At 67.8% G+C, this 21,440-nt stretch carries 24 protein-coding genes; 12 read left to right on the top strand and 12 right to left on the bottom strand.

Annotation, left to right across the window (positions count from 1 at the left end; translation table 11 throughout):
- Positions 1-3 precede the first annotated feature (3 nt).
- Positions 4-603 carry a sugar O-acetyltransferase gene (locus tag AC07O0_RS03395; RefSeq protein WP_494620029.1) on the top strand — a complete coding sequence of 200 codons (600 nt, stop codon included), beginning with the start codon at positions 4-6 and terminating at the stop codon, positions 601-603.
- A gap of 66 nt (positions 604-669) precedes the next feature.
- Positions 670-1,092 carry a rhodanese-like domain-containing protein gene (locus AC07O0_RS03390; RefSeq protein ID WP_494620027.1) on the top strand — a complete coding sequence of 141 codons (423 nt, stop codon included), beginning with the start codon at positions 670-672 and terminating at the stop codon, positions 1,090-1,092.
- Between the two features lie 103 nt (positions 1,093-1,195).
- Here AC07O0_RS03390 and trmD read toward each other — a convergent pair whose 3' ends face one another.
- The 6 genes from trmD to AC07O0_RS03360 all read right to left on the bottom strand — a co-directional run bounded on the left by trmD (position 1,196) and on the right by AC07O0_RS03360 (position 5,793).
- Positions 1,196-1,915 carry a tRNA (guanosine(37)-N1)-methyltransferase TrmD gene (trmD, locus tag AC07O0_RS03385; RefSeq protein ID WP_494620025.1) on the bottom strand — a complete coding sequence of 240 codons (720 nt, stop codon included), beginning with the start codon at positions 1,913-1,915 and terminating at the stop codon, positions 1,196-1,198.
- Between the two features lie 3 nt (positions 1,916-1,918).
- Positions 1,919-2,590 (bottom strand): HAD family hydrolase, encoded by a 672-nt coding sequence (locus AC07O0_RS03380; protein ID WP_494620023.1) that lies wholly within the window; start codon positions 2,588-2,590, stop codon positions 1,919-1,921.
- Entirely contained in the window at positions 2,580-3,101 is a 522-nt protein-coding gene (gene rimM / locus AC07O0_RS03375; protein WP_494620021.1) for a ribosome maturation factor RimM, read from the bottom strand. Before rimM ends, AC07O0_RS03380 begins: the two co-directional genes overlap by 11 nt.
- 101 nt (positions 3,102-3,202) lie before the next feature.
- Entirely contained in the window at positions 3,203-3,565 is a 363-nt protein-coding gene (gene rpsP / locus AC07O0_RS03370) for a 30S ribosomal protein S16 (protein ID WP_494620019.1), read from the bottom strand.
- Between the two features lie 31 nt (positions 3,566-3,596).
- A complete protein-coding gene (ffh, locus tag AC07O0_RS03365; RefSeq protein ID WP_494620017.1) occupies positions 3,597-5,174 on the bottom strand; it encodes a signal recognition particle protein in 1,578 nt (525 codons plus the stop codon).
- A 235-nt stretch (positions 5,175-5,409) separates the two neighbouring features.
- Positions 5,410-5,793: a YybH family protein gene (locus AC07O0_RS03360; RefSeq protein WP_494620015.1), complete on the bottom strand. Its 384-nt coding sequence runs from the start codon at positions 5,791-5,793 to the stop codon at positions 5,410-5,412.
- A gap of 89 nt (positions 5,794-5,882) precedes the next feature.
- On the opposite strand from AC07O0_RS03360, the gene AC07O0_RS03355 reads away from it, so the two are divergent.
- The 3 genes from AC07O0_RS03355 to AC07O0_RS03345 all read left to right on the top strand — a co-directional run bounded on the left by AC07O0_RS03355 (position 5,883) and on the right by AC07O0_RS03345 (position 7,683).
- On the top strand, positions 5,883-6,470 hold the full coding sequence (locus AC07O0_RS03355; protein ID WP_494620013.1) for a CAP domain-containing protein: 588 nt from the start codon (positions 5,883-5,885) through the stop codon (positions 6,468-6,470).
- A 65-nt stretch (positions 6,471-6,535) separates the two neighbouring features.
- Positions 6,536-6,955 (top strand): hypothetical protein, encoded by a 420-nt coding sequence (locus AC07O0_RS03350; RefSeq protein WP_494620011.1) that lies wholly within the window; start codon positions 6,536-6,538, stop codon positions 6,953-6,955.
- A 101-nt stretch (positions 6,956-7,056) separates the two neighbouring features.
- Positions 7,057-7,683 carry a LysE family translocator gene (locus AC07O0_RS03345; RefSeq protein WP_494620009.1) on the top strand — a complete coding sequence of 209 codons (627 nt, stop codon included), beginning with the start codon at positions 7,057-7,059 and terminating at the stop codon, positions 7,681-7,683.
- An 8-nt stretch (positions 7,684-7,691) separates the two neighbouring features.
- On the opposite strand, the gene AC07O0_RS03340 is transcribed toward AC07O0_RS03345, so the two are convergent.
- The gene (locus AC07O0_RS03340; protein ID WP_494620007.1) at positions 7,692-8,549 is read right to left on the bottom strand and encodes a CE1 family esterase; all 858 of its coding nucleotides are present in this window, start codon (positions 8,547-8,549) and stop codon (positions 7,692-7,694) included.
- A 121-nt stretch (positions 8,550-8,670) separates the two neighbouring features.
- Here AC07O0_RS03340 and AC07O0_RS03335 point away from each other — a divergent pair, with 121 nt between their 5' ends.
- The gene (locus AC07O0_RS03335) at positions 8,671-9,270 is read left to right on the top strand and encodes a class I SAM-dependent methyltransferase (RefSeq protein WP_494620005.1); all 600 of its coding nucleotides are present in this window, start codon (positions 8,671-8,673) and stop codon (positions 9,268-9,270) included.
- Positions 9,271-9,354: 84 nt separating this feature from the next.
- Entirely contained in the window at positions 9,355-10,413 is a 1,059-nt protein-coding gene (locus AC07O0_RS03330; protein WP_494620003.1) for an MBL fold metallo-hydrolase, read from the top strand.
- Positions 10,414-10,530: 117 nt separating this feature from the next.
- On the opposite strand, the gene AC07O0_RS03325 is transcribed toward AC07O0_RS03330, so the two are convergent.
- Positions 10,531-11,409, bottom strand: a complete 879-nt coding sequence (locus tag AC07O0_RS03325) for a GyrI-like domain-containing protein (RefSeq protein ID WP_494620001.1) — start codon at positions 11,407-11,409, stop codon at positions 10,531-10,533.
- Between the two features lie 141 nt (positions 11,410-11,550).
- Between AC07O0_RS03325 and dapF the strand changes: the two genes are divergently transcribed.
- The 3 genes from dapF to AC07O0_RS03310 all read left to right on the top strand — a co-directional run bounded on the left by dapF (position 11,551) and on the right by AC07O0_RS03310 (position 14,355).
- Positions 11,551-12,435: a diaminopimelate epimerase gene (gene dapF / locus AC07O0_RS03320; protein WP_494619999.1), complete on the top strand. Its 885-nt coding sequence runs from the start codon at positions 11,551-11,553 to the stop codon at positions 12,433-12,435.
- Positions 12,435-13,712: a tRNA (N(6)-L-threonylcarbamoyladenosine(37)-C(2))-methylthiotransferase MtaB gene (gene mtaB, locus AC07O0_RS03315; protein WP_494619997.1), complete on the top strand. Its 1,278-nt coding sequence runs from the start codon at positions 12,435-12,437 to the stop codon at positions 13,710-13,712. Before dapF ends, mtaB begins: the two co-directional genes overlap by 1 nt.
- A 73-nt stretch (positions 13,713-13,785) precedes the next feature.
- A complete protein-coding gene (locus tag AC07O0_RS03310; RefSeq protein ID WP_494619995.1) occupies positions 13,786-14,355 on the top strand; it encodes a hypothetical protein in 570 nt (189 codons plus the stop codon).
- A gap of 7 nt (positions 14,356-14,362) precedes the next feature.
- Here AC07O0_RS03310 and AC07O0_RS03305 read toward each other — a convergent pair whose 3' ends face one another.
- From AC07O0_RS03305 to AC07O0_RS03295, 3 genes are all read right to left on the bottom strand, one after another.
- On the bottom strand, positions 14,363-16,081 hold the full coding sequence (locus AC07O0_RS03305) for an AMP-binding protein (RefSeq protein WP_494619993.1): 1,719 nt from the start codon (positions 16,079-16,081) through the stop codon (positions 14,363-14,365).
- A gap of 356 nt (positions 16,082-16,437) precedes the next feature.
- Positions 16,438-18,516: an elongation factor G gene (locus AC07O0_RS03300; protein WP_494619991.1), complete on the bottom strand. Its 2,079-nt coding sequence runs from the start codon at positions 18,514-18,516 to the stop codon at positions 16,438-16,440.
- Positions 18,517-18,731: 215 nt separating this feature from the next.
- On the bottom strand, positions 18,732-19,076 hold the full coding sequence (locus AC07O0_RS03295; protein WP_494619989.1) for a winged helix-turn-helix transcriptional regulator: 345 nt from the start codon (positions 19,074-19,076) through the stop codon (positions 18,732-18,734).
- Positions 19,077-19,167: 91 nt separating this feature from the next.
- On the opposite strand from AC07O0_RS03295, the gene AC07O0_RS03290 reads away from it, so the two are divergent.
- A complete protein-coding gene (locus AC07O0_RS03290) occupies positions 19,168-20,031 on the top strand; it encodes an NmrA family NAD(P)-binding protein (protein ID WP_494619987.1) in 864 nt (287 codons plus the stop codon).
- Here the strand turns inward: AC07O0_RS03290 and AC07O0_RS03285 are convergent.
- A complete protein-coding gene (locus AC07O0_RS03285) occupies positions 20,028-20,816 on the bottom strand; it encodes an SDR family NAD(P)-dependent oxidoreductase (protein ID WP_494619985.1) in 789 nt (262 codons plus the stop codon). The two genes, AC07O0_RS03290 and AC07O0_RS03285, sit on opposite strands and share 4 nt — an antisense overlap.
- A 185-nt stretch (positions 20,817-21,001) precedes the next feature.
- On the opposite strand from AC07O0_RS03285, the gene rplS reads away from it, so the two are divergent.
- Positions 21,002-21,385 carry a 50S ribosomal protein L19 gene (gene rplS, locus AC07O0_RS03280; protein WP_494619983.1) on the top strand — a complete coding sequence of 128 codons (384 nt, stop codon included), beginning with the start codon at positions 21,002-21,004 and terminating at the stop codon, positions 21,383-21,385.
- Positions 21,386-21,440: the final 55 nt, after the last annotated feature.

The following is a 21,440-nucleotide window of genomic DNA, read 5'->3' as shown; positions in this document are numbered from 1 at the left end:
GCGATGACACTGGAAGACCAGCGCGCCCTGATGCTCTCGGGGCGCATGTATGACGATCTCACGCCCGAGCTGATCGCAGCACGGGCGCGGGCCGTCACCCTGACCGACGCCTATAATCGCAGCCTCGGCCAGCCGCAGGCGGAGCGCGAGGCGCTGCTGCGCGCCTTCCTGCGCGAGGTCGGTCCCGGTGCCCATTTCGAGCCGAGCTTCCGCTGCGAGTTCGGCTTCAACATCAGCATCGGCCGCAGCTTCTACGCCAATTTCGACTGCGTCATGCTGGATGGCGGCGAGATCACCATCGGCGACCACGTCCTGCTCGGCCCGCGCGTCGGCATCTACACCTCCAACCACGCCATCGATCCGGCCGAGCGGGTGGCCGGCGGCTGCTACGCCAGACCAGTGACGATCGGCAACCGGGTCTGGGTCGGCGGCGGCGTCCAGATCAACCAGGGCGTCACGATCGGCGACGACGCCATCATCGGCGCCGGCAGTGTCGTGACGCGCGACGTTCCGGCCGGCGTGATCGCGGCCGGCGTCCCCTGCAAGGTGCTGCGCACGATCACCGAGGCGGACAGGACCGGGTTTCGCTCGACGCGCGCTTAAGTGGACTCGGTCGTATCCGGGCTTCGTGAATTGCGGCAGCCCATGCCTTGGGAGTATCGCTCAGGCATGAACCGCCGTGCACTCCTGCTGCTCGCCGCCCTGTGCTTGCCCCCAGCCAGCGCCGGGGCGCAGACGCCCCTGCCCTCGCTCTCCGTCCGCGAGGCGCATGAGGCAGCCAAGGCCGGCAAGCTCGTCCTTGTCGACATCCGCACACCCGAGGAATGGACCGATACCGGCGTGCCGGAGGGAGCGATCAGGCTCGACATGACCGGCAGCGCCTTCGAGGTCAGACTGGCGGCGCTGAAGCTCGACCATCCCGGCAAGCCGATCGCGCTGATCTGCCGGACCGGCAATCGAACCTCGACCTTGCAGAAAAAGCTCGTCGGGCGCGGCTGGAAGGAGCTGGTCGATGTCCGCGGCGGCCTGCTCGGCAATCCCACGGACAAGGGCTGGCTGGCGGAAGGCCTGCCGGTGACGACGTATCCGTGACAAGCCTCCTTCTCCCCTCGGGGGAGAAGGTCCGGCAGGGGATGAGGGCGGTACGACCGGGTGAGACGAAAAAGGGCCGCTTACGCGACCCTTCCCTCATCCGTCAGCGCTTCGCGCTGCCACCTTCTCCCCCGAGGGGAGAAGGAGAGAGCAAATCGGGCCTTCTCTCCCGCGTGATCTGCTCCGCCTGCTCGCGCCGCCAGCGGGCGATGCGGGCATGGTCGCCGGAGAGCAGCGCCTCGGGCAGGCCCCTACCCTCCCATTCGCGCGGGCGGGTGTAGTGCGGGTATTCGAGCAGGCCGTTCTCGAAGCTCTCCTCAGTGCCGGAGGCTTGCTTGCCCATCACGCCGGGGATCAGGCGCACGCAGGCGTCGAGCAGCACCATGGCGGCCATCTCGCCGCCTGAGAGGATGTAGTCGCCGACCGAGACCTCGATCAGCCCCCGCCCCTCGATCACCCGCTCATCGACCCCCTCGAAGCGGCCGCAGACGATAACGACGCCTTCGCCTGCAACATAGTCTCTTACCATGCGCTGGCTGAGCGGCCGGCCACGTGGTGACATGAGGAGGCGCGGCCGGGTGTCGTCAGCTGGAACCGCCGCGTCGATCGCCGCCGCCAGCACGTCGCAGCGCAACACCATGCCGGCGCCGCCGCCAGCCGGGCTGTCGTCGACATTGCGGTGGCGGCCGATGCCGTGCTCGCGGATCTGGTGCGTCTCCAGCGACCAGAGGCTGGTGCGCAGGCCCTCGCCCGCCAGCGAAGCGCCGAGTGGGCCGGGAAACATCTCGGGATAGAGGGTCAGGACCGAGGCGCGGAATGCCATCGCTCAAGCAAAGCGCAGTGCCGGATTGCCGTCCAGCGCCGCATAGTCGTCGACGCTGGCGATGACGTTGTCGAAGGCGGCGAAGGCCGCAGCCGGCAGCATGGTCAGCACCGCGACGGCACGCATGCCGGCGCGGCGGGCCGCCTCGACGCCGTTCGGCGCATCCTCGAAGACGATGCAGTCGGCGGGGGCGACGCCCATGCGCTTGGCCGCCGCGAGGAACATGTCGGGATGCGGCTTGCCGGGATAACCCTGGCTCGGCGAGACGATGGTGGCGAAGCGCTCGCGCAGCGACAGCGTATCGAGGATCAGCGCGATGTTCGGGGGCGCCGCAGCAGTCCCGACGGCCATCGGCACGGCGTGGCTGCGGGCACGGTCGAGCAGATCGACCAGGCCACCGAGCGGCGTGACCAGCGGGCCATAGGTCTCGCGATAGAGCCCTTCCTTCTCCTCGGCGAGCCGATCGAGCTCGGCCGCGTCGGCGCCGGGGAAATGCGGGCCGATGATGTCGGAGATCGCCATGCCGGCGGTACGCGCCGAAAAGGTCGCGCGCTCGAAGGGCAGGCCGTATTTGCGGTACCAACTCTCCCAAGCGTCGTCATGGAAGCGCATATTGTCGACGATGGTGCCGTCCATATCGAAGATCAGCGCCTTGGCCGGGGTCTCAGGCAGCATCGTCATCCTCGAACAGGCCGGCGGGAGGCAAGGCTTCGATGCGTTTGGCCGCGATGTCGATGCGTGGCGCATAGGCCTTGGTGAAAGGCATCAGCACCGAGCGGCCATCCGGCGTCTCGATGTCGATGAGGTCGCCGGCGCCGTAATTGGCGACGGAAGTGACGGTGCCGAGCGTTGCTCCATCAGGACCGATGACACTACAGCCGACGAGATCGGCCTGCAGGAACTCGTCCTCGTCCTCGGGCGCCGGCAGGCGCGAGCGCTCGATATGGAGCTTCACCCCATTCAGCAGCTCGGCCGCCTCGCGGCTGGTCACGCCCTTGAGCCGGGCGACGACCACTTCCTTGGCGGGCCGGATATCGGCGATCTCGAAGCGACGGCCCTTCTCGTCGACGAGCAGGCCGTATTCGGCGAGCGCCAGCGGATCGGCCGTGAAGGTCTTGATCCGGACCTCGCCGCGCACGCCATGCGGCGCGCCGACGATGCCAAGCAGGACGAGATCGTCGCTCATGTCAGCGCGTCATGCTCGGGCTTGACCCGAGCATCTCCAGCTGGAGATTCCCGGGTCTCCGCTGCGCTTCGCCCGGGAATGACGCCCTGAACATCGAAGGCTCACTCAGCCGCGGCTTCGGCCGGGGCGGCGGCCTTCTCGGCCTTCTTCTCGGCGCGCTCCTTGGCCTTGTCGCCGGGAACAGCCTTGTTCGGGTTGTTGCGGGCGGGGCGCTTCAGCACGCCGGCGGCATCGAGGAAGCGCAGGACGCGGTCGGTCGGCTGGGCGCCCTTGGCGAGCCAGGCCTGGGCCTTCTCGAGATCGAGCACGACGCGCTCCGGCGAATCCTTCGCCTTCATCGGGTCATAGGCGCCGATCTTCTCGATGAAGCGGCCATCGCGCGGCGAGCGGGCGTCGGCGACGACGATGCGGTAGTACGGGCGCTTCTTGGCGCCGCCACGGGTCAGGCGGATCTTCAGGGACATTGCTCTTCTTCCTTTGGTTCGAGCGGTAGAATTACTTCTTCTTGAACGGGTTGTTGCCGAGGCCAGGCAGGCCGCCCAGTCCGGGGAGCTTAGGCATCATGCCGGCGGGCGGGGTGACGCCCTTGGGCAGACCGGGGAAGCCGCCCGGAGGCAGCGAAGGCATGCCGCCGCCGGCACCGAGCTGCTTCTGCAGTTCAGCGAGCTGAGCGGGATCCATCTTGGAGGGGTCGGGCATGCCGGCCGGCAATCCAGCACCCATTCCGCCGCCGAGGCCGAACATGCTGCCGAGCTTGCCGAGCATGCCGCCCTTCTGGCGGGCCATCTGCTTCATCATGTCCGCCATCTGGCGGTGCATCTTGAGCAGCTTGTTGATCGCCTCGGGCGAGGTGCCGGAACCGGCGGCGATGCGCTTCTTGCGGCTGTTCTTGAGCAGGTCGGGATTCTTGCGTTCGGCCGATGTCATCGAGTTGATGATGGCGATCTGCCGGGCGATGACCTTGTCGTCCATCTTCGAGCTGGCGATCTGGTTCTTCATCTGCGCCATGCCGGGCAGCATGCCCATCAGCCCGCCGAGGCCGCCCATCTTCTCCATCTGCTGGAGCTGGGTGCGCAGGTCGCCGAGATCGAAATTGCCCTTGGCGAGGCGCTGCGCCAGTTCCTGCGCCTTGTCGGCGTCGACGGTGGCGGCGGCCTTCTCGACCAGGCCGACGATGTCGCCCATGCCGAGGATGCGGTTGGCGACGCGGGAGGGGTGGAAATCCTCGAGCGCGTCGGTCTTCTCGCCGGTGCCGACGAGCTTGATCGGCTTGCCGGTGACGGCGCGCATCGAAAGCGCGGCGCCGCCGCGGCCATCGCCGTCCATGCGGGTCAGCACGATGCCGGTCAGGCCGACGCGGCCGTCGAAGGCCCGCGCCGTGTTGACTGCGTCCTGGCCGGTCAGTGCGTCGGCGACGAGCAGGACTTCATGGGGATTGGTTGCCGACTTGACCTCGGCGACCTCGGCCATCAGCGCCTCGTCGAGCGTGACGCGGCCGGCGGTGTCGAGCATGACGACATCATAGCCGCCGAGCTTGCCAGCCTCGACCGCGCGGCGCGCGATCTGCACCGCGCTCTGGCCGGCGACGATCGGCAGCGTCTCGACGCCGACCTGCTTGCCGAGGATGGCGAGCTGCTCCATCGCGGCCGGGCGGCGCGTATCGAGCGAGGCCATCAGGACCTTCTTCTTGTCCCGATCGGTCAGCCGTTTGGCGATCTTGGCCGTGGAGGTGGTTTTACCCGACCCTTGCAGACCCACCATCAGGATCGGCACCGGCGGCACGGCGTCGAAGGTGATGCCCTCGCCCTCGCCGCCGAGCGTGTCGATCAGCACGTCGTTGACGATCTTGATGACCTGCTGGCCGGGCGTGACCGACTTCAGCACCTCGGCGCCAACGGCGCGCTCTCTGACCTTGTCGGTAAAGCTGCGCACGACCTCGAGCGCGACGTCGGCCTCGAGCAGCGCCCGGCGCACCTCGCGCAGCGCGGCGTTGACGTCGTCCTCGGTCAGCGCGCCCCTGCGGGTCAGGCCCGAGAGGATGCCGGAAAGTCTGTCGCTCAGCGTGCCGAACATGCGGCGAGTGCCCTATCCTTGTTTGCTGACGTCGGCCGCAAAATCCTACATAGACGCCAAACGGTTTCGCGCCCGAGGGCGCAGACGCGCTGTCGGGCGTTGACCTCCGGGCTCATGAAAGCCGCTGGGCGGCCCGGTCGGCGGATGAGGTTTCGGCGATGTCGGCGAAACGAATGCGCGCGTTAAAGCGGACAAATGCGGCGAAAGTCAAGCTCGCGTGCTGAAAGGAGCGTCCTTACGCCTGTGTCGTCAGCAGATTGGCGTCACGAGAAAGCCGCCAGCGCCCATCGGTCCCTTTGCGCAGGATCGTCAGCGTCCAGCCGGAGCGGCGGGTGGCGTTGCCGTCCGGCGCGGTCGCGGTCATGTCGATCTGGTTGCGCAGATAGGCGATGTCGCCGAGCACCGCGAGCTCATGGATGTCGCTGCGGCCCTCGATCGTCATCACTCCCAGCCCCTTCAACGCGGCGGCAAAAGCCTCCTTGCCGAAGGGCTCGGCGCCCGGAACCATGAAGATCACGTCGTCGTTCATCAGGTCGAGCACGGTCGCCGCGTCGCCCGCTTTCGTCGCGCTCATCCAGGTCTCGACCAGATCCCGGATCGCCTGTTCGTCATCGCTCATGGGGTTTTCTCCCAGCTGGGGCTGCGCTAAGCGCGCCCGACTCCCCAGCCCAGGCTCATCGGGCGACAGCAAATGCCGAGACGATCCGCATGACAAGACATTCGGGCGCAGCCCTCCTGATCGCCCTGCTCCTGGCCGGCTGCGCCGGAGCGCAGCGCGGAACCACCGCGCCGAGCCCACGCAGGCAGGAGCGCCTCGCGGCGGTGAAGGCCGATCCGGCCGAGGCCGTGCGCATCCTCAACGCCTATCGCGCCGGCAAAGGCCTCGGCCCGGTCCGGCTCGACCCGATGCTGTCCGCGATGGCGCAGCGGCAGTCCGATGCGATGGCGGCCAGCGACGACCTCTCCCACAGCGCCGCCGGCAGCTTCAATTCCCGCGTGAATGCCACCGGCCTCGATACGGTGCGCGCCGCGGAGAATCTCGGCGCCGGCTATTACTCGACGCAGGAAGCCTTCGATGGCTGGAAGAAGTCGTCCGGCCACGAGGCCAATCTCTCCATGCCGCAGGCGACGCGCATCGGCCTCGCCCTGGCGAAGAATCCGCAGACCCGCTACGGCGCCTGGTGGACGCTGGTATTGGCAGGCGAGCCGGAAAAGCGGCGGGAGATGTCGGCCGGCCCGCTTGTGCCCGTGCGCGGCGGCGGGACGACAACCTTCCGCTGGGGCGCGCCGCTCTAAACCGGTACAGACATCGACAAATGCGCCGCGGTCGGCGCCGCCGATTCGAGATGGGATTGCGAACGATGAAGACGAATATTGCCTGCGCCGGAATCGCGCTTTTTCTGCTCTCCGGCGCGACCGGAGCCCTCGCCCAGAGCTGCGAGAAGACCTTCGCCGCCGGCGGCGAGCCCTTCCTGACCGGGATCAACTATCGCGCCTCCGGCATCGTCAAGGCCGCCCCGGCCAAGGCTCTGAACGGCCTCAAGCGTGGCATGGCCGCGGAAGGCTTTTCGAATGTCACGGTCGATCAGGAGGAAGGGACCGTGACAGGCTTCAAGGACGGCGCTGGCACCGGCCGGCTGCAGCGCCTGGAAGGAAACGCGCGCAAGGCCGGCAATGGCACGGTGGTCGAGATCTTCTACCAGCTCCAGAGCGGCCAGGTCTCGGACGAGGCCTTCATCCGCACCGCCTTCTGCCGCATCATCAACGGCGCCGGCCGCTGAAGCGGCCCGACAATGGCGGCGTCGCGAGCGCCGCCAAATTTTCCGCTTTACAAGCGCCCCGCTCTGGTGATGGCTCTGGTTTTTAGCGGAGCCTTCACATCATGACCTTCGAAGCTTGGGCCGCCTTCGCCGCCGCCACCGCCGTTCTCCTCGTCATCCCCGGCCCGACCATCCTGCTGGTGATCTCCTATGCCCTCGGCCAGGGCTGGCGCACCGCCCTGCCGATGGCGGTCGGCGTCGCCCTCGGCGACTTCACCGCGATGACCTTGTCCATGCTCGGCGTCGGCGCGCTGCTCGCGACCTCGGCGACGATCTTCACCGCGCTGAAATGGGCCGGTGCGGCCTATCTCATCTATCTCGGCGTCAAGCTCTTCCGCGCCGGTGGCAGCCTGAATGCGGAGCCACGCCAGGACGCGGCCTCCGCGCTGAAGATGCTCGGCCATGCCTGGCTGGTGACGGCGCTGAACCCGAAGAGCATCACCTTCTTCGTCGCGTTCCTGCCGCAGTTCCTCGATCCGAAGGCCGATTTCTGGATGCAGATGCTGATCTTCGAGGCGACCTTCATCACCCTCGCCTTCGCCAACGCCTTCGGCTACGCGCTGATCGCCTCGCGCGCCCGCGCCGTCGTCAGCAATCCGCGCGCCATCGGCCTGTTCAACAAGGCCGGCGGCACATTGCTGATCGGCGCCGGCATCGCCACCGTCGCGGTGCGCTCGGGCAGCAACTGAAGCTGACCTCAGTTCGCTGCCGGCCGGGCTTTCAGGCGCGCCTCGAACCAGTGGCGCGCCAGTTCGGCCCATTCCTTCGGCGGATTCTCATGGCCGCCGGCATGAAGCATCAGCGAGACCTGACGGCCGCTCTCGCAATTCGTCCAGGAGCGCTGCCAGACCGGGCCGCGTACCTCGATCGCATCAGGGCGCGTAGTCTTGCAGCCATTGGTCGCGCGCCAGAGCTGCAGGCCCTCGAAGACATCGCCCTGGGCATGGTTGGGGCCGAGCTGGCGGCCTTCGAGCGGGAAGACCTCGTCGCGCCAGCCATGGGTCTGCAGGAGATCGACCGGCCCGGCGCACTTCTCCGGATGCGGCCGCCAGAAATTGCCGGCGAGCGGTGCATAGGCCGCGCCGAGATCCGGCTGCCGGCAGGCGAGATACCAGGTCAGCGAGGCGCCGATCGAGAAGCCGCCGATGAGAACGCGCTTGCGGTCGATATCGAAGCGGGCGACGGCGTCGTCGAGCACCTGCTGCGCGAAGGCGAGCTCGTCGCGTTGCTGCGGCGCATCGGGCAGGAAGGACCAGCCGCGGCCATAGCGGCTGCCCTGCATGACCAGTCCGTTCGGGCCGAGCACGACATAGCCCGCCTCGACGAAGGGCCGCAGGACGGAATCGGTCGCCAGCACGGCGTCGCCACCGCCACCCGCGCCATGGAAGAACAGGACGGCCGGGCGCTTTTCACCAGGCGGCGGCGCGGCAGCGGGGACGGCGGCATGATAGTCGCCGAGCGCGACCTTGCACGGCTCGGCTTGCGGGCCGCAGGCCTGCGCCGCCGTACTGGCGAAGCTGAAGAGAAGCGCGGACAAAATGGAAAGTCGTGCCATGGCAGCCTCGCGAGACGAGGCCGGACTATGCCCGCCTGCCCAGCGCGATCAAGGCTTGACGCTGACGGTGTGTGTCAGCGACCTGCAATTGCGACCGAAGATCCTGTCCGGGGAGACCACAATGTCCGGCGATGACCGTGCGACGCTCGATTTCTATACTGACGAGGCGGAAACCTATGCCGGGCGGGACCGGGAGCTCGGCGCGGCGCGACTGCGGCGCTTCGCCGAGTCGATCCCCACCGGCGGCCAGGTGCTCGAACTCGGCTGCGGCGGGGGACAGGACAGCGAGGCCCTGCTTGCGCTCGGTCTCGACGTCACGCCGACCGATGGCTCCCCTGAGCTCGCCGCCCAGGCACAGAAGCGCCTCGGCAGGCCTGTCCCGGTCCTGCTTTTCGAGAATATCGCGGCCGATGCCGCGTTCGACGGCGTCTGGGCTAATGCCTGCCTGCTGCATGTCCCGCGTCCGGCGTTACCCGGCATCCTGGCCAAAGTGCAGCGGACGCTGCGGCCAGGCGGGGCCTTCTACGCCAGCTTCAAGGCCGGCGAGGCGGAAGGACGCGACCGCTTCGGCCGCTACTTCAACTATCCGGACGCCGCATGGCTGCGCTCGGCCTATGGCGACGCAGGCTGGCGCAGCCTCGACATCGCCGAGGACATCGGCGGCGGCTACGACAACGAGCCGACACGATGGCTGCACATGACGGCGATCAAATTACCTTGAGTTTCCCGCAGGAACGACGATGGCGCAGGTAATCAGCTCGGTCGCAGCTTGATAATCGTGCCGTCCGGCCCACATCCATCAGCCATGACACGCCGCAAACTCCTGCGCCTCCTCGGCATCCCCGCTCTGCTCGGCTCGACCGGGCTCGCCTGGGCTTCCTATGCGCGCTCGCGCAATCCCTATTACCAAGGTCCGGTCAGCGACCATTTCGACGGGGTGATCTTCAGCGACGGCCGGCCGGTGACCAAGGGGCTGGCCGACGTGCTGCGCTGGCAGTTCTCGAAGCGCGAGCGCGAGGTTTTCCCGGCGCAATACGAGGCGCCGCCGCAGGACAAGCCGCCGGCGCGCGTCGAGGGCCTGCGGGTCGTCCATCTCGGCCACGCCTCGTTCCTCTACCAGGTCGCGGGCCTCAACATCCTGATCGACCCGGTCTTTTCCGAGCGGGCGAGCCCGTTCTCCTTCTTCGGGCCGAAGCGGGTGAATGCGCCCGGCGTCGCCTTCAACGACCTGCCGAAGATCGACATCGTGCTGGTCACGCACAACCATTACGACCATCTCGACGTCGAGACGCTGGCATCGGTTCATGCCCGCGACAATCCGCGCATGATCATGCCGCTCGGCAACGACGTGATCGTCAAGGCGCGCGACGCTGCCATTCGGGCCGAGGCGCATGACTGGGGGGTGCGGCTGGAGCTCTCGGACAAGGTCACCACCACGCTGGTGCCGAGCTATCACTGGTCGGCCCGTGGCGCCTTCGACCGGCGCATGGCGCTGTGGTGCTCCTTCGTGATCGAGACGCCGGCCGGCAAGCTCTTCCACATCGGCGACACCGGCTATCATGACGGCTCGCTCTATGAGCGGCTCGGCCAGGAGCATGGCCCGTTCCGGCTGGCAGCGCTGCCGATCGGTGCCTATGAGCCGCGCTGGTTCATGAGCGACAACCACATGAACCCGGAAGAGGCGGTCGCGGTGATGCGCTCGCTGCGGGCCGAGCAGGCGCTCGGCCACCATTGGGGCACCTTCCAGCTCACGGACGAAGGCGTCGGCCGCCCGCCCGAAGCGCTCACGATCGCGCTGGAGAAGGCGGGACTGTCTCAGGAGCGCTTTCGGCCGATGCGGCCGGGGCTGGTCTGGGAGGCTTAGACGGTCACCCCGACATGCTCGCCCTTGCGGCGAGCATCCGCGTCTTGAACACCGCACACTCGAAGGAAGACGTGGATGGTCGGGACAAGCCCGACCATGACCGCAGAGGGCCTCACCCTATTTCGGCTGGACGTAGACGTTGATCTCGAGGTTCGGATCGCCGGGGTCCTTGAGATCGCTGACATACTCCTCGAGGAAAGCGTCCTTCACGACGATGTTCTTGGCCTCGAGATAGGCCGTGATCGTCTCATAGGTCGAATCGATGTCGTCATAGGGCGCCGTGTGGACGAAGCGCAGCGAGCGTCCCGCAGGCGACTGGCCGTTGCGCACACCTGATGCCAGCGGCTTTGCGGCATCCGCCGCCCTGTCGACCGGCAGCATCGCCTCGAATTTGAAACCGTTGTCGTCGGTCTCGACGAACAGCGTCAGCGGCCGACCGGCGACCTTGAGCCCGACCTTGTCGGCCTCGCCGCGAAGCAGCGCGATCGCCTCCGACAGTTTCTGGAAGCCCTGATCCCAGCTCGACTGGCCGGCGAGCAGCAGCACAGGCTTGGCGGTCAGCGGGACCTCGTCGACATCAGAGGGGTCGCCCGGCTTGCCGGCGAGCGTCGCGTTCGGATTGGGCGTGCCGGTCTGCTGTTGCTGGACAGGCGGCGCCTGCTGGGGATCGGGCAGGGTCGGCGGCGGCTGGACAGGCTGCGGCTCGATCGGCGTCTGCGGCGTCGGGGCAGGCTGGACCGGCTGCGGCACCACCTGCCCCTGCGGAGCCGGCGGCGGCTGCACGGGCTGCGGCTCGGCCGGAGCCGGCGGATTGGCCTGGGTCTGGGTCGGAGCCTGCTGGGCAGGCTGCGCATTCTGCGCCGGCGTCGCGGTACCGGGCGGCGCGGCGAGCGGCGCGCTCTCCACGGGGGTGGGCGGCGCGACACGCGTCTGCGCGGCGGCCGGATAGGCAAAGGCGAGCGCAAGGAAGAGCGCGCTGAATCTCGACTGCCGCATACCCGAATATCCCGAGCTGACACGATCGATTCGCGCCGTGCCGCACGCTACGACGATCCCGTTACGGCAGGAAGATCGCGAAGGGTGGCATTTTTTCGACGTCAGGCTCATATACCCGCATCATCAACGACGTGTGACCATATGAACGCCCTCGCCAACCGCCGGTTCCTCAAGATGAACGGACTCGGCAACGAGATCACCGTGCTCGATCTGCGCGGGACGAAGCATGTCGTCAGCGAAGCCGAGGCACGCGCCATCGCGAGCCAGGACCGCACCCGCTTCGACCAGCTGATGGTCCTGCACGACGCGAAGGCGCCCGGCATCGACGCCTATGTCCGCATCTACAACACCGACGGCTCCGAGGCCGGCGCCTGCGGCAACGGCACGCGCTGCGTCGCCTGGGCGATGACCGCCGATGCCGAGATGGGGCACGGCGGCCGCGACGATCTCCTGCTGCAGACCAAGGCCGGCCTCCTGCCGGTGGCGCGCCTGTCAGAGGCCGTCTTCACCGTCGACATGGGGGCGCCGCGCCTCGCCTGGGACGAGATCCCGCTGGCCGAGCCATTCGAGGACACCAGCCGCTTCGAACTGCAGATCGGGCCGATCGACGATCCGATCCTGCACACGCCCTGCGCCGTCAGCATGGGCAATCCGCACGCCGTCTTCTTCGTCGACGATCCCTACCGCTTCAATCTCGAGCAGATCGGCCCGCTGCTGGAGAACCACCCGATCTTCCCGGACCGGGCCAATATCGGCCTCGCTGCCGTCAAGGCGCCGGACCATATCGTGCTGCGGGTCTGGGAGCGCGGCGCCGGCATCACCCGTGCCTGCGGCTCGGGCGCCTGTGCGGCGCTGGTCGCCGCCGTGCGCCGCGAGCTTTCCGACCGGAAGGCGACCGTCAGCCTGCCTGGCGGCGACCTCGTCATCGAATGGCGCGAGAGCGACGGCCATGTGCTGATGACCGGGCCGGCAGCGCTGGACTGGGAGGGCGTGCTGGAGCCCAGCCTCTTCGCCGCCGTCGCCTGATGGGCGTCGAGCTCGTCACCTTCGGCTGCCGGCTGAACCTCGTCGAGAGCGAGACGATCGAACGGCAGGCGCTGGCCGCCGGCCTCTCTGATGTCGCGGTGATCAACACCTGCGCTGTGACGGCGGAGGCCGTACGCCAGGCCGGCCAGGCGATCCGCCGGCTCTCACGCGAGCAGCCGGAGCGCCCGATCGTCGTCACCGGCTGCGCGGCGCAGATCGAACCCGCGCGCTTCGCCGCCATGCCGGAGGTGGCGCGGGTGCTCGGCAATGCCGAGAAACTCGACCCGTCCAGCTGGCGGGCACTTGCAAGCTCGAACAGCCTGCGCGCCGCCGCCTCGCAGGATGAGCCAACCGGCAAGATCGCCGTCGGCGACATCATGCAGGCGCGCGACGCCTCCCCTCACCGCACCCGGGCGCTCGGCCAACACACGCGCGGCTTCTTGCAGGTGCAGAACGGCTGCGACCATCGCTGCACCTTCTGCGTCATCCCACTCGGGCGCGGCAATGCCCGCTCTGCCGAGATCGACGAGGTCGTGGCGCAGGCGCGCCGTCTCGTTGCGGACGGCGCCAGCGAGATCGTGCTGACCGGAGTCGATCTGACGAGCTACGGCCGGGAGCGGCCGGATGCGCCAACGCTCGGCGCACTCGTCGGCGCGATCCTCATCGCGCTGCCCGAGCTGCAGCGTTTGCGCCTGTCCTCACTCGACGCCGTCGAGGTCGATAACGACCTGCGCGCCCTGATCGCCGCGGAGCCGCGGCTGATGCCGCATCTGCACCTGTCGCTGCAAGCCGGCGACGACCTCGTGCTGAAGCGGATGAAGCGCCGCCACAGCCGCGCCGACGCAGTCCGCTTCTGCGCCGAGATGCGGAGCCTGCGGCCCGATATCGTCTTCGGCGCCGACCTGATCGCCGGCTTCCCGACCGAGGACGAGGCGATGTTCGCCCGCACGCTCGCCCTGATCGAGGAGTGCGGACTGTCCTATGTCCACGGCTTCCCGTTCTCAGCCCGGCCGGGCACACCGGCAGCGCGCATGCCGCAGGTCGCCGGCAGCCTGATCAAGGAGCGCGCAAGCCGCTTGCGCGAAGCGGCGGAAGCCGCCCATGCCCGGCATCTTGCCGCCCGAATCGGCCGGCCGCTTTCAGTGCTGACCGAGCGCGGCGACAGCGGGCGGGCCGAGGATTTCACGCTTGTGCGCTTCGGCCGCAGCGTTGCGCCCGGCCAGATCCTGCCGGTGACAGCGCACACACAGGCCGGCAAATCCTTGCTGGCGGCTTGACCGGTCGTTTCTTGCCGCTCATAGCCCGCAGAACTTCGCTCGTCTCGCCGCTGTCGCAATCAGGAACTAGCCCGTGGCCATGATCAGACCGCTTCGCCTGCCCGTCGCCCTCGCCGCCACCCTGCTCGCCGGCGTCGCCGCCGCACAATCCTATGGCGATGCGGCGACCGGCCTGTCCGTTACGCCGCCGGCGGGCTTCAAGGCGGAAGCCGGCAAGCCGCACCCGCAATTCGAAGTGACGATCGACATCAACTCGAAGACCGGCGCGCCGAAGGTCGTGAACAGCACCGGCCAGCTCTGCACGCTCGGTTTCAAAAGGGCGGCACAGAACGCCCAGCTGACGCGCGAGACCATCAATGAGCAGATGGCCAAGCCGGAATGGCAGCAGCTCTATCGCGAAATGTTCGAGACGATCGGCACCGTGTCCGATCTCAAGCTGTTCGAGCACCAGGGCTTCACCGGCATCGAGCTGATCGTCGCGCCCAAGGCCGGCCCGAATGCGCAGAACGTGCGCATGTTCACCTCGACCGTGGAGACGGCCAAGGGCCGCACCGCCCTGATCTGTGCCACCGATCAGGCCGGCCTCGCTGCTGCGCTGCCGCAGCTCAAGGCCCTGCGCGCGACGATCCACGCACCGGAATAGGCCGCGCTCAGCCCTTCTGCGCAGCGACCTCCTCGCGCAGCGCCCGGCGCAGCACCTTGCCGACATTGGTCTTGGGCAGCGTCTCGCGGAAGATGATCTGCTTGGGCACCTTGTAGCCGGTGAGGTTCTCCTTGCAGAAGGCACGCAGCTCTTCCGCAGTGACGGCCTGGTCGCGCTTGACCACGAAGGCGGTCACCGCTTCGCCGGAATGCTCGTCCGGAAGGCCGATCACGGCCGATTCCAGCACGCCGGGATGCTTGGCGAGCACGTCCTCGACCTCGTTCGGATAGACATTGAAGCCGGAGACAATGACCATGTCCTTCATCCGGTCGACGACCTTGACCTGCCCGTCCGGCAGGAGGACGCCGACATCGCCGGTTCGGAAGAAGCCATCCGCTGTCATCACCTTGGCGGTCTCGTCCGGCCGGTTCCAGTAGCCGGCCATCACCTGCGGCCCGCGAATGCAGATCTCGCCGGCCTCGCCAGCCGGCATGTCATTGCCCTCGGCGTCGCGAATGGCGAAGTCGGTCGAAGACAGCGGATATCCGATCGTGCCGGTGAACTCGGTGATGTCGGTGCGGTTGACCGAGGCGACCGGTGACGTCTCCGACAGGCCGTAGCCTTCGATGATCGGCCGGCCGGTGGCGTCTTTCCAGCGCTTGGCGACGGCGGCCTGTGTCGCCATGCCACCAGCGATGGCGAAGCGCAGTTCCGAGAAATCCACATCCTTGATTTCGGGATGGCTGGCGAGCGCATTGTAGAGCGTGTTGACGCCGGAGAAGAGCGTGAACCGACTCCCTTTCAGAATCTTCACGAAACCGGCGATGTCACGCGGATTGGCGATCAGCAGGCTCTTGGCGCCGATACGCAACATAAACATGCAACAGCAGGTCAAGGCGAAGATGTGATAGAGCGGCAGCGCCGTCACCATGACGTGCTGGTAGTCGCCGCGGCCATGCGGCGCCTCGAGCTCCCAGCCGAGCCAGAGCGCGCATTGCGCGACATTGGAGGCGACGTTGTGATGGGTCAGCGTCGCGCCCTTGGCGATGCCGGTGGTGCCGCCGGTGTATTGCAGGAAGGCGACATCCTCGGGCGCGATCGTGACCGGGCTCATCGTTCCGGGATGCGCCAGGATGGTCTTCAGCGGCACCGCGCCTGGAAGGTTGTAGGGCTTGACCACCTTCTTGATCTTGCGGGCGACGAAATTGACGATCGCGCCCTTGAAGCCCATCAGGTCGCCCGCTGTGGCGATGACGATCGACTCCAGCTTGAGATTGGGCCGCGCCTCTTCGACGACATGGGCGAAGTTCTCGATCACCACCAGAGCGCGCGCGCCGGAATCGTTGAGCTGATGAGTCAGCTCACGGGCGGTGTAGAGCGGGTTGACGTTGACGACGGTGAAGCCGCCGAGCAGCGTGCCGAAGATCGTCACCGGATTGGCGAGGATGTTCGGCATCATCAGCGCGATGCGGTCGCCCTTCTTGAAGCCCTGCGCCTGCAGCCAGGCGGTGAAGGTCCGCGCCGCGCGCCCGACCTCGGCAAAGGTGATCGATTTGCCGAAGCTCTCGAAGGCCTGGCGATCAGGGTAGGTCTCGTAGGCCCCACGGATCAGGTCGGCGAGCGTGCCGACCTTGGCCTCGTCGATGGTCGGCGGCACGGCCGGCGGATAATGCGCCAGCCAGGGACGCGCATCCGATGTCGCCTGAACCGCGGAAAGAACCGTCATCTTCACCCTCCCCTCAGCGGCCCGCCCTGTTGCCGGGCGTGGGTACCGCGTGGCGGACACTCGACCGTCGGCCGGTCACGGTCCGCACCTTCTGATTGTCCTACGCTACACTGCGCAAGCCTTGCGGCGGGCGCAAGCACTCGCCGCAAGAAAGTTTACATATAAACTTTTGCGCTGCAACAGGCCAAAGGCAGCGCTCTACCGGATCTCCAGCACCGCGCGGGGGCGGGGCCAGCGCCAGATCCGGTCGGGTGGGAACAGCCTGACCAGCGAACCCACCCCCTTCTCTTTTAGTCTGTAGACTTTAGTCTACACCCCCAGATCAGCCCGCTGCACAAGCGGGCTGAAAGCGGGCGCTAGCGCGCCTGCGCCATCGCCTGTGCCGCGACGACCGCATCGGCCGGCTTGCCGGCGAGCTCGGCGAGATGGTCGAATCGGGCGCTGAACGAGCCGACGCCGGCGGTCGCCGAGCGCAACTCGACGATCAATCCGCCCATCTCCGCCTCCGGCATCAGCGCGTTGATCTGGTCCCAGCCGCGCCAGCCCGGCCGCGCGTCATAGCCGAGGATCTGGCCGCGCCTCGCCGAGACGATCGCCGAAGCGCGCGACATCGCGTCCGAGGGAATCACGATCTCTACCGCCAGGATCGGCTCCAGCAGCACGGGCTTGGCTTGCGGGCAGGCTTCGCCCATCGCGATCCGCGCCGCCTGGCGGAACGCCATGTCGGAGGAATCGACCGTGTGATAGGAGCCGTCCGTCAGCGTCACCTCGATATCGACCAGCGGAAAGCCGAGCGGCCCGCGCTGGCAATAGTCACGCACGCCCGCTTCGACCGACGAGATGTACTGCTTCGGCACGACGCCGCCGGTGATGCGGTCGACGAAACGGATGCCCTCGCCGCGCGGCAACGGCGCGATCTCCAATACGACATCGCCAAACTGGCCATGGCCGCCGCTCTGCTTGCGGTGCCGGCCGCGCGCACCGGCCTTACCGCGCAAGGTCTCGCGATAGCCGATCTGGGTCGCGCCGCTGTCGACATTGACGCCATAGCGCCCGGCGAGCCGTTCAAGCGCAACGCGCAGATGCATCTCGCCCTGGCCGGAGAGCCGCATCTCGCTGAACTCCGGACGATGTTCGAGGGCGAGCGCCGAATCCTCCTCGATCAGCTTGGCGAGGCCGGTGGTGAGCCTGACATCGTCCTTTCGGTCCTTGACGCTGACCGAGAGCGCATGAACCGGCTCGGGCGGCGCCACGGCGCTGACGACATCGGGTCTCACCTTGCCGACAGCGACCGCCTCGCCGGTGCGCACGCCTTCGAGCCGGGCGAAGGCGACGGTCTCGCCCTCCTCCGCCGCCGGGCGGCGCTGCTGCTCAGAGCCCTTGAGTTCGAGCACCCCGGCGATACGAGCCTCGACGCCGCTGGAGGAGGTGATCACATCGCCTTCCGCCATGCGGCCGCGCAGCGCGCGCACCAGCGAGAGCTTGCCGCCTTGGCCGGACTGCCAGGTCTTCAGCACCAGCGCCAGTGGCGCGCCGCTGTCGACCACGCCGATCCGCCCACGCGTCACCTCCAGTGACGGCGCCTCGTGCCTCAGCGCCTTGAGCAGCCGGGTCACGCCGTTGCCGCGCTCGGCCGCGCCGATCAGCACGGGCACGACGTGGCGTTCCTTCAGTTCGCGGGCGAGGTCGTCGAAGACGAGGTCCCGCGGCGGCTCGATGTCGCCAAGCAGGCCTTCCATCAGCTCGTCGTCATAGTCGGCGAGCTTTTCCAGCATCGAGAAACGGGCGTCGCGCTCACGCTCGATCTCTTCGGGCGCCAGCGGCACGACTTCGCTCGGCGCATGCTCGCGATAGATGAAAGCCCGCTCCAAGGCGAGGTCGATGAAGCCGACGGCGATGCCGCCCTGCCAGATCGGGATCTGTCGCAGCAGCAGCGGGGTGCGCGAGGCGCGCTGCAGCAATCCGAGCGTCTCGCGCACGCGCCGCGAGGCGGAATCGATCTTGTTCAGGAAGAGGAAGCGCGGGATGTCGGCCTCCTCGAGCTCGCGCAGCACGAGCTCGAGCGCTGGGGCCTTGCGATCGTCGGCCTCGCAGACCACGACCGCGGCGTCGACCGCCGGCAGGACATGGCGCATCTCGTGCAGGAATTCGACGGAGCCGGGGCAGTCGATGAAGGTGTAGCGCTCGCCCATGAACTCGACGGTCGCGACATTGGGCTCGGTGCTCATCTGATGGGAACGCGCCTCGGGGGAGGCGTCGCCGACGCTATTCTTCGTCTTGACGGAGCCGGCTCGCGAAACCGCGCCGCAACGCTCCAATATGCTCTCGAACAGGCTGGTCTTGCCGCTCTGGAAGGGACCGACGAGGGCGATGCATCGCGGCCCCCTGCCTCTGTCTCCGAGTGAGCGTCCTCCATTGCCGGGCGTCGCAGCCATGTCGTCCTCCTTCGGTTCTGGCCGCATGCGGACGATGGCCCTGAAGGCTTGCTTCCGGAGCGGCGATTGACCGGCGGGAACGCGAATGGAGTGCCCACGCCGGAAAGGCGGCGGTCGCTCGGGCCCGACAGGGTCGGGCGGCCGTCGAAGAGGGATGTCGAGGGACAGGTTCGCGCCGTTCCGGAGCCGGTGCAAGCGGAATATTGCCCGCCCTCTCAGGCCGGCTCCGACCGGCGCGGACCATGCGCCTGCCCCCAGAGCGCCATCGCATCGAAGATCGGCGCGAGCGCCCAGCCTTGCTCAGTCAGCGCATATTCGACCTTGGGCGGCACCGTCTCCTGCACGCTGCGCGAGATGATGCCGTCCTCCTCCAGCGCCCGCAGTTGCAGGGTCATCATCCGCTGCGTCACATGCGGCAGGAGCCGGCGCAGCGCGTTGAAGCGGCACGGACCGCGCGTCAGCTGGAACAGGATCAGCGCCTTCCACTTGCCGCCGATCACGTCGATCGTCGCCTCCACCGGGCACCAGACGAAAGGGATGTCCTTCAGCGAGGGGCGCATCGGCAGCTCCAATCTGGTATAAAAATTGTGCGTACTTATCCTTCTGATACTGCCCTGTTATCTCATTCGCATCAACCGATGGAGGACTTGGATGTTTGCGATCATGGGAGCGACGGGACAGACGGGCGGGATGGCTTTGGCGGCCGCGCTCGCAGCTGGTCACGCAGTCAAGGCGATCGTCCGCGAACCGAGCCGCGCCACGGCGCTTGCCGAGAAGGGCGCCGTTCTGGCCAAGGCCGATCTCGACGATGTCGAGGCGCTGACGGCAGCCTTCATCGACGTCGAGGCGGTCTATGTCCTCAATCCGGTGCCGCACGCCGCCGAGGACGTCTTTGCCGCTGCGGCAAAGACCGGGGCGGCAATCGCCGAGGCGATCCGCGGCGCCGGCGTGCCGCATGTGGTGGCGCTGTCGTCGAGCGGCGCTCATCGCACGGAAGGCACAGGCATTGTGCGGGCGCTGCACGATTTCGAGCAGGCGCTGCGCGGCGCTGCGCCGTCGCTGACCTTCATCCGCGCCACCGAATTCATGGAGAATTGGGGCAGCGTCCTTGGCGTCGCGGCCGAGCATGGCATCCTTCCGAGCATGCGCCAGCCGCTCGACGCCGCCGGCGAGACAGTCTCCGCGGTCGATGTCGGCCGACAGGTGGCTACCGAGCTCGCCCGTCCGCATGCCGGCGAGCGCATCGTCAACCTGAAAGGGCCGGCGGAGTATTCGCCTGAGGATGCCGCACAGGCGCTCGGCGAGCTGCTCGGCAAGCCGGTCGCGGCGGTGCCGACGCCACGCGAGGAGTGGGAGCCGGGTCTCGTCGCCGTCGGGCTCAGCGCGAGCCATGCGCGCGAGCTAGCCGGGCTTTATGACGCCATGAACGCCGGCCGGGTCGTGTTCGAGGAGATCGGCGAGACGCGCCGCGGCAGCGTCACGCTGAAGGAGGCGCTGGCCGGGCTGCTGCGCTAGCGGTTACGCCTTTGCCCGCGCAGGGTCGGCAGGCCGATCCCGACCGCGTCGAAACCGCCATCGACGGCGAGCACCTGGCCGGTGATGTAGCTCGCACGGTCGCTGCACAGGAAGAAGATCGCCTCGGCGAGTTCCTCTTCCGCGCCGTAACGGGCGAGCGGGATGGCGTCGTGATAGTCGGCACGGATCTCGGGGCTGTGCACCGCCTTGGCCATCGCCGTCTCGACCGGGCCGGGCGCGACGGCGTTGACGCGGATGCCGAGCCCGGCAAGCTCGGCCGCCTGCTGCTTGGTGAGATGGGCCAATGCCGCCTTGCTGGTGCCGTAGGCGACACGTAGCGTCGAGGCGCGCAGGCCCGAGATCGAGGTGATGTTGACGATGGCGCCGCCGCCATTGTCGGCCATCACCGGCGCGGCGGCCTGCGTCGTCAGGAACGGCCCATCGAGATTGACCGCGAGCACACGCTGCCATTCGGCATAGGTTGTCTCCAGCAACGGCTTGAACACGGCGGTGCCGGCATTGTTGACGAGCGCATCGAGCCGACCGAAGCGCTCGACCGTCGCGTCGACCGCCTCCGCGACCTGCGCGGGCATGGCGACGTCGCAGCCGATCGACATCGTCACCGTCGGCGCGTCGAGCTCGGCCATCGCCCTGGCGAGCTCCGGCTCGTCGATGTCGAGCAAGGCGACGCGCCAGTTGTCCGCGAGGAAGCGCTTGGCGGTCGCCAGCCCGATTCCGCGCGCGGCCCCGGTGACGAGGGCGACTTTGGCGATGTCCTGCGGCATGATGCGATCCGGAAAGCTCAAGCGAGGCGGCGACCATAGGCAGGGCGACCGGCCAAGGCAAAACCCTTCCGCCGGCTCATCGGCGCTCGACAAGAGCCCCGCTCTCCTGTATGGCCACGCCCTCAACTGAAAACAGCGAGCCGAAAGCCCGCGCTACCCGCGCGAACACGGCCATGGAGAGACCCATGAACATCATCGAGCAGCTCGACAAGGAGCAGATCGCCAAGCTCGCCGAGAGCAAGGAGATCCCGCATTTCCAGCCCGGCGACACCGTGCAGGTCAACGTCAAGGTCAAGGAAGGCGAGCGCAGCCGCGTCCAGGCCTATGAAGGCGTCGTGATCGCCCGCAATGGCGGCGGCCTCAACGAGAGCTTCACCGTCCGCAAGATTTCCTATGGCGAGGGCGTCGAGCGCGTCTTCCCGCTGTATTCGCCGAACCTCGACTCGATCAAGGTCGTCCGCAAGGGCAAGGTTCGCCGCGCCAAGCTGTATTACCTGCGCGATCGCCGCGGCAAGTCGGCCCGCATCGCCGAGCGCGTCGAGGCCAAGGGCGGCAAGGACGGCAAGTAAGCCTCCCTGCCCGCTTCGGGATTTCAGGAACGCGGCCTTCGGGCCGCGTTTTTTG

The organism is Allobosea sp. GW821-FHT10B12, from assembly GCF_059415545.1.
The sequence above is the reverse complement of the archived record's forward strand: the minus strand, read 5'-3'. Positions and strand labels throughout refer to the sequence as shown.

Bases quoted from the DNA above. Each gene is read 5' to 3' on its own strand.
- AC07O0_RS03325 (WP_494620001.1), bottom strand. From the start codon at position 11,409: ATGCGGCAGTCGAGATTCAGCGCGCTCTTCCTTGCGCTCGCCTTTGCC.
- AC07O0_RS03340 (WP_494620007.1), bottom strand. From the start codon at position 8,549: ATGGCACGACTTTCCATTTTGTCCGCGCTTCTCTTCAGCTTCGCCAGT.
- AC07O0_RS03390 (WP_494620027.1), top strand. From the start codon at position 670: ATGAACCGCCGTGCACTCCTGCTGCTCGCCGCCCTGTGCTTGCCCCCA.
- rimM (WP_494620021.1), bottom strand. From the start codon at position 3,101: ATGAGCGACGATCTCGTCCTGCTTGGCATCGTCGGCGCGCCGCATGGC.
- AC07O0_RS03360 (WP_494620015.1), bottom strand. From the start codon at position 5,793: ATGAGCGATGACGAACAGGCGATCCGGGATCTGGTCGAGACCTGGATG.
- rpsP (WP_494620019.1), bottom strand. From the start codon at position 3,565: ATGTCCCTGAAGATCCGCCTGACCCGTGGCGGCGCCAAGAAGCGCCCG.
- AC07O0_RS03350 (WP_494620011.1), top strand. From the start codon at position 6,536: ATGAAGACGAATATTGCCTGCGCCGGAATCGCGCTTTTTCTGCTCTCC.
- trmD (WP_494620025.1), bottom strand. From the start codon at position 1,915: ATGGCATTCCGCGCCTCGGTCCTGACCCTCTATCCCGAGATGTTTCCC.
- AC07O0_RS03395 (WP_494620029.1), top strand. From the start codon at position 4: ATGACACTGGAAGACCAGCGCGCCCTGATGCTCTCGGGGCGCATGTAT.
- AC07O0_RS03300 (WP_494619991.1), bottom strand. From the start codon at position 18,516: ATGGCTGCGACGCCCGGCAATGGAGGACGCTCACTCGGAGACAGAGGC.
- AC07O0_RS03380 (WP_494620023.1), bottom strand. From the start codon at position 2,590: ATGCTGCCTGAGACCCCGGCCAAGGCGCTGATCTTCGATATGGACGGC.
- rplS (WP_494619983.1), top strand. From the start codon at position 21,002: ATGAACATCATCGAGCAGCTCGACAAGGAGCAGATCGCCAAGCTCGCC.
- mtaB (WP_494619997.1), top strand. From the start codon at position 12,435: ATGGGCGTCGAGCTCGTCACCTTCGGCTGCCGGCTGAACCTCGTCGAG.
- AC07O0_RS03305 (WP_494619993.1), bottom strand. From the start codon at position 16,081: ATGACGGTTCTTTCCGCGGTTCAGGCGACATCGGATGCGCGTCCCTGG.
- dapF (WP_494619999.1), top strand. From the start codon at position 11,551: ATGAACGCCCTCGCCAACCGCCGGTTCCTCAAGATGAACGGACTCGGC.
- AC07O0_RS03290 (WP_494619987.1), top strand. From the start codon at position 19,168: ATGTTTGCGATCATGGGAGCGACGGGACAGACGGGCGGGATGGCTTTG.
- AC07O0_RS03285 (WP_494619985.1), bottom strand. From the start codon at position 20,816: ATGCCGCAGGACATCGCCAAAGTCGCCCTCGTCACCGGGGCCGCGCGC.
- AC07O0_RS03295 (WP_494619989.1), bottom strand. From the start codon at position 19,076: ATGCGCCCCTCGCTGAAGGACATCCCTTTCGTCTGGTGCCCGGTGGAG.
- AC07O0_RS03335 (WP_494620005.1), top strand. From the start codon at position 8,671: ATGTCCGGCGATGACCGTGCGACGCTCGATTTCTATACTGACGAGGCG.
- AC07O0_RS03355 (WP_494620013.1), top strand. From the start codon at position 5,883: ATGACAAGACATTCGGGCGCAGCCCTCCTGATCGCCCTGCTCCTGGCC.
- AC07O0_RS03345 (WP_494620009.1), top strand. From the start codon at position 7,057: ATGACCTTCGAAGCTTGGGCCGCCTTCGCCGCCGCCACCGCCGTTCTC.
- AC07O0_RS03330 (WP_494620003.1), top strand. From the start codon at position 9,355: ATGACACGCCGCAAACTCCTGCGCCTCCTCGGCATCCCCGCTCTGCTC.
- ffh (WP_494620017.1), bottom strand. From the start codon at position 5,174: ATGTTCGGCACGCTGAGCGACAGACTTTCCGGCATCCTCTCGGGCCTG.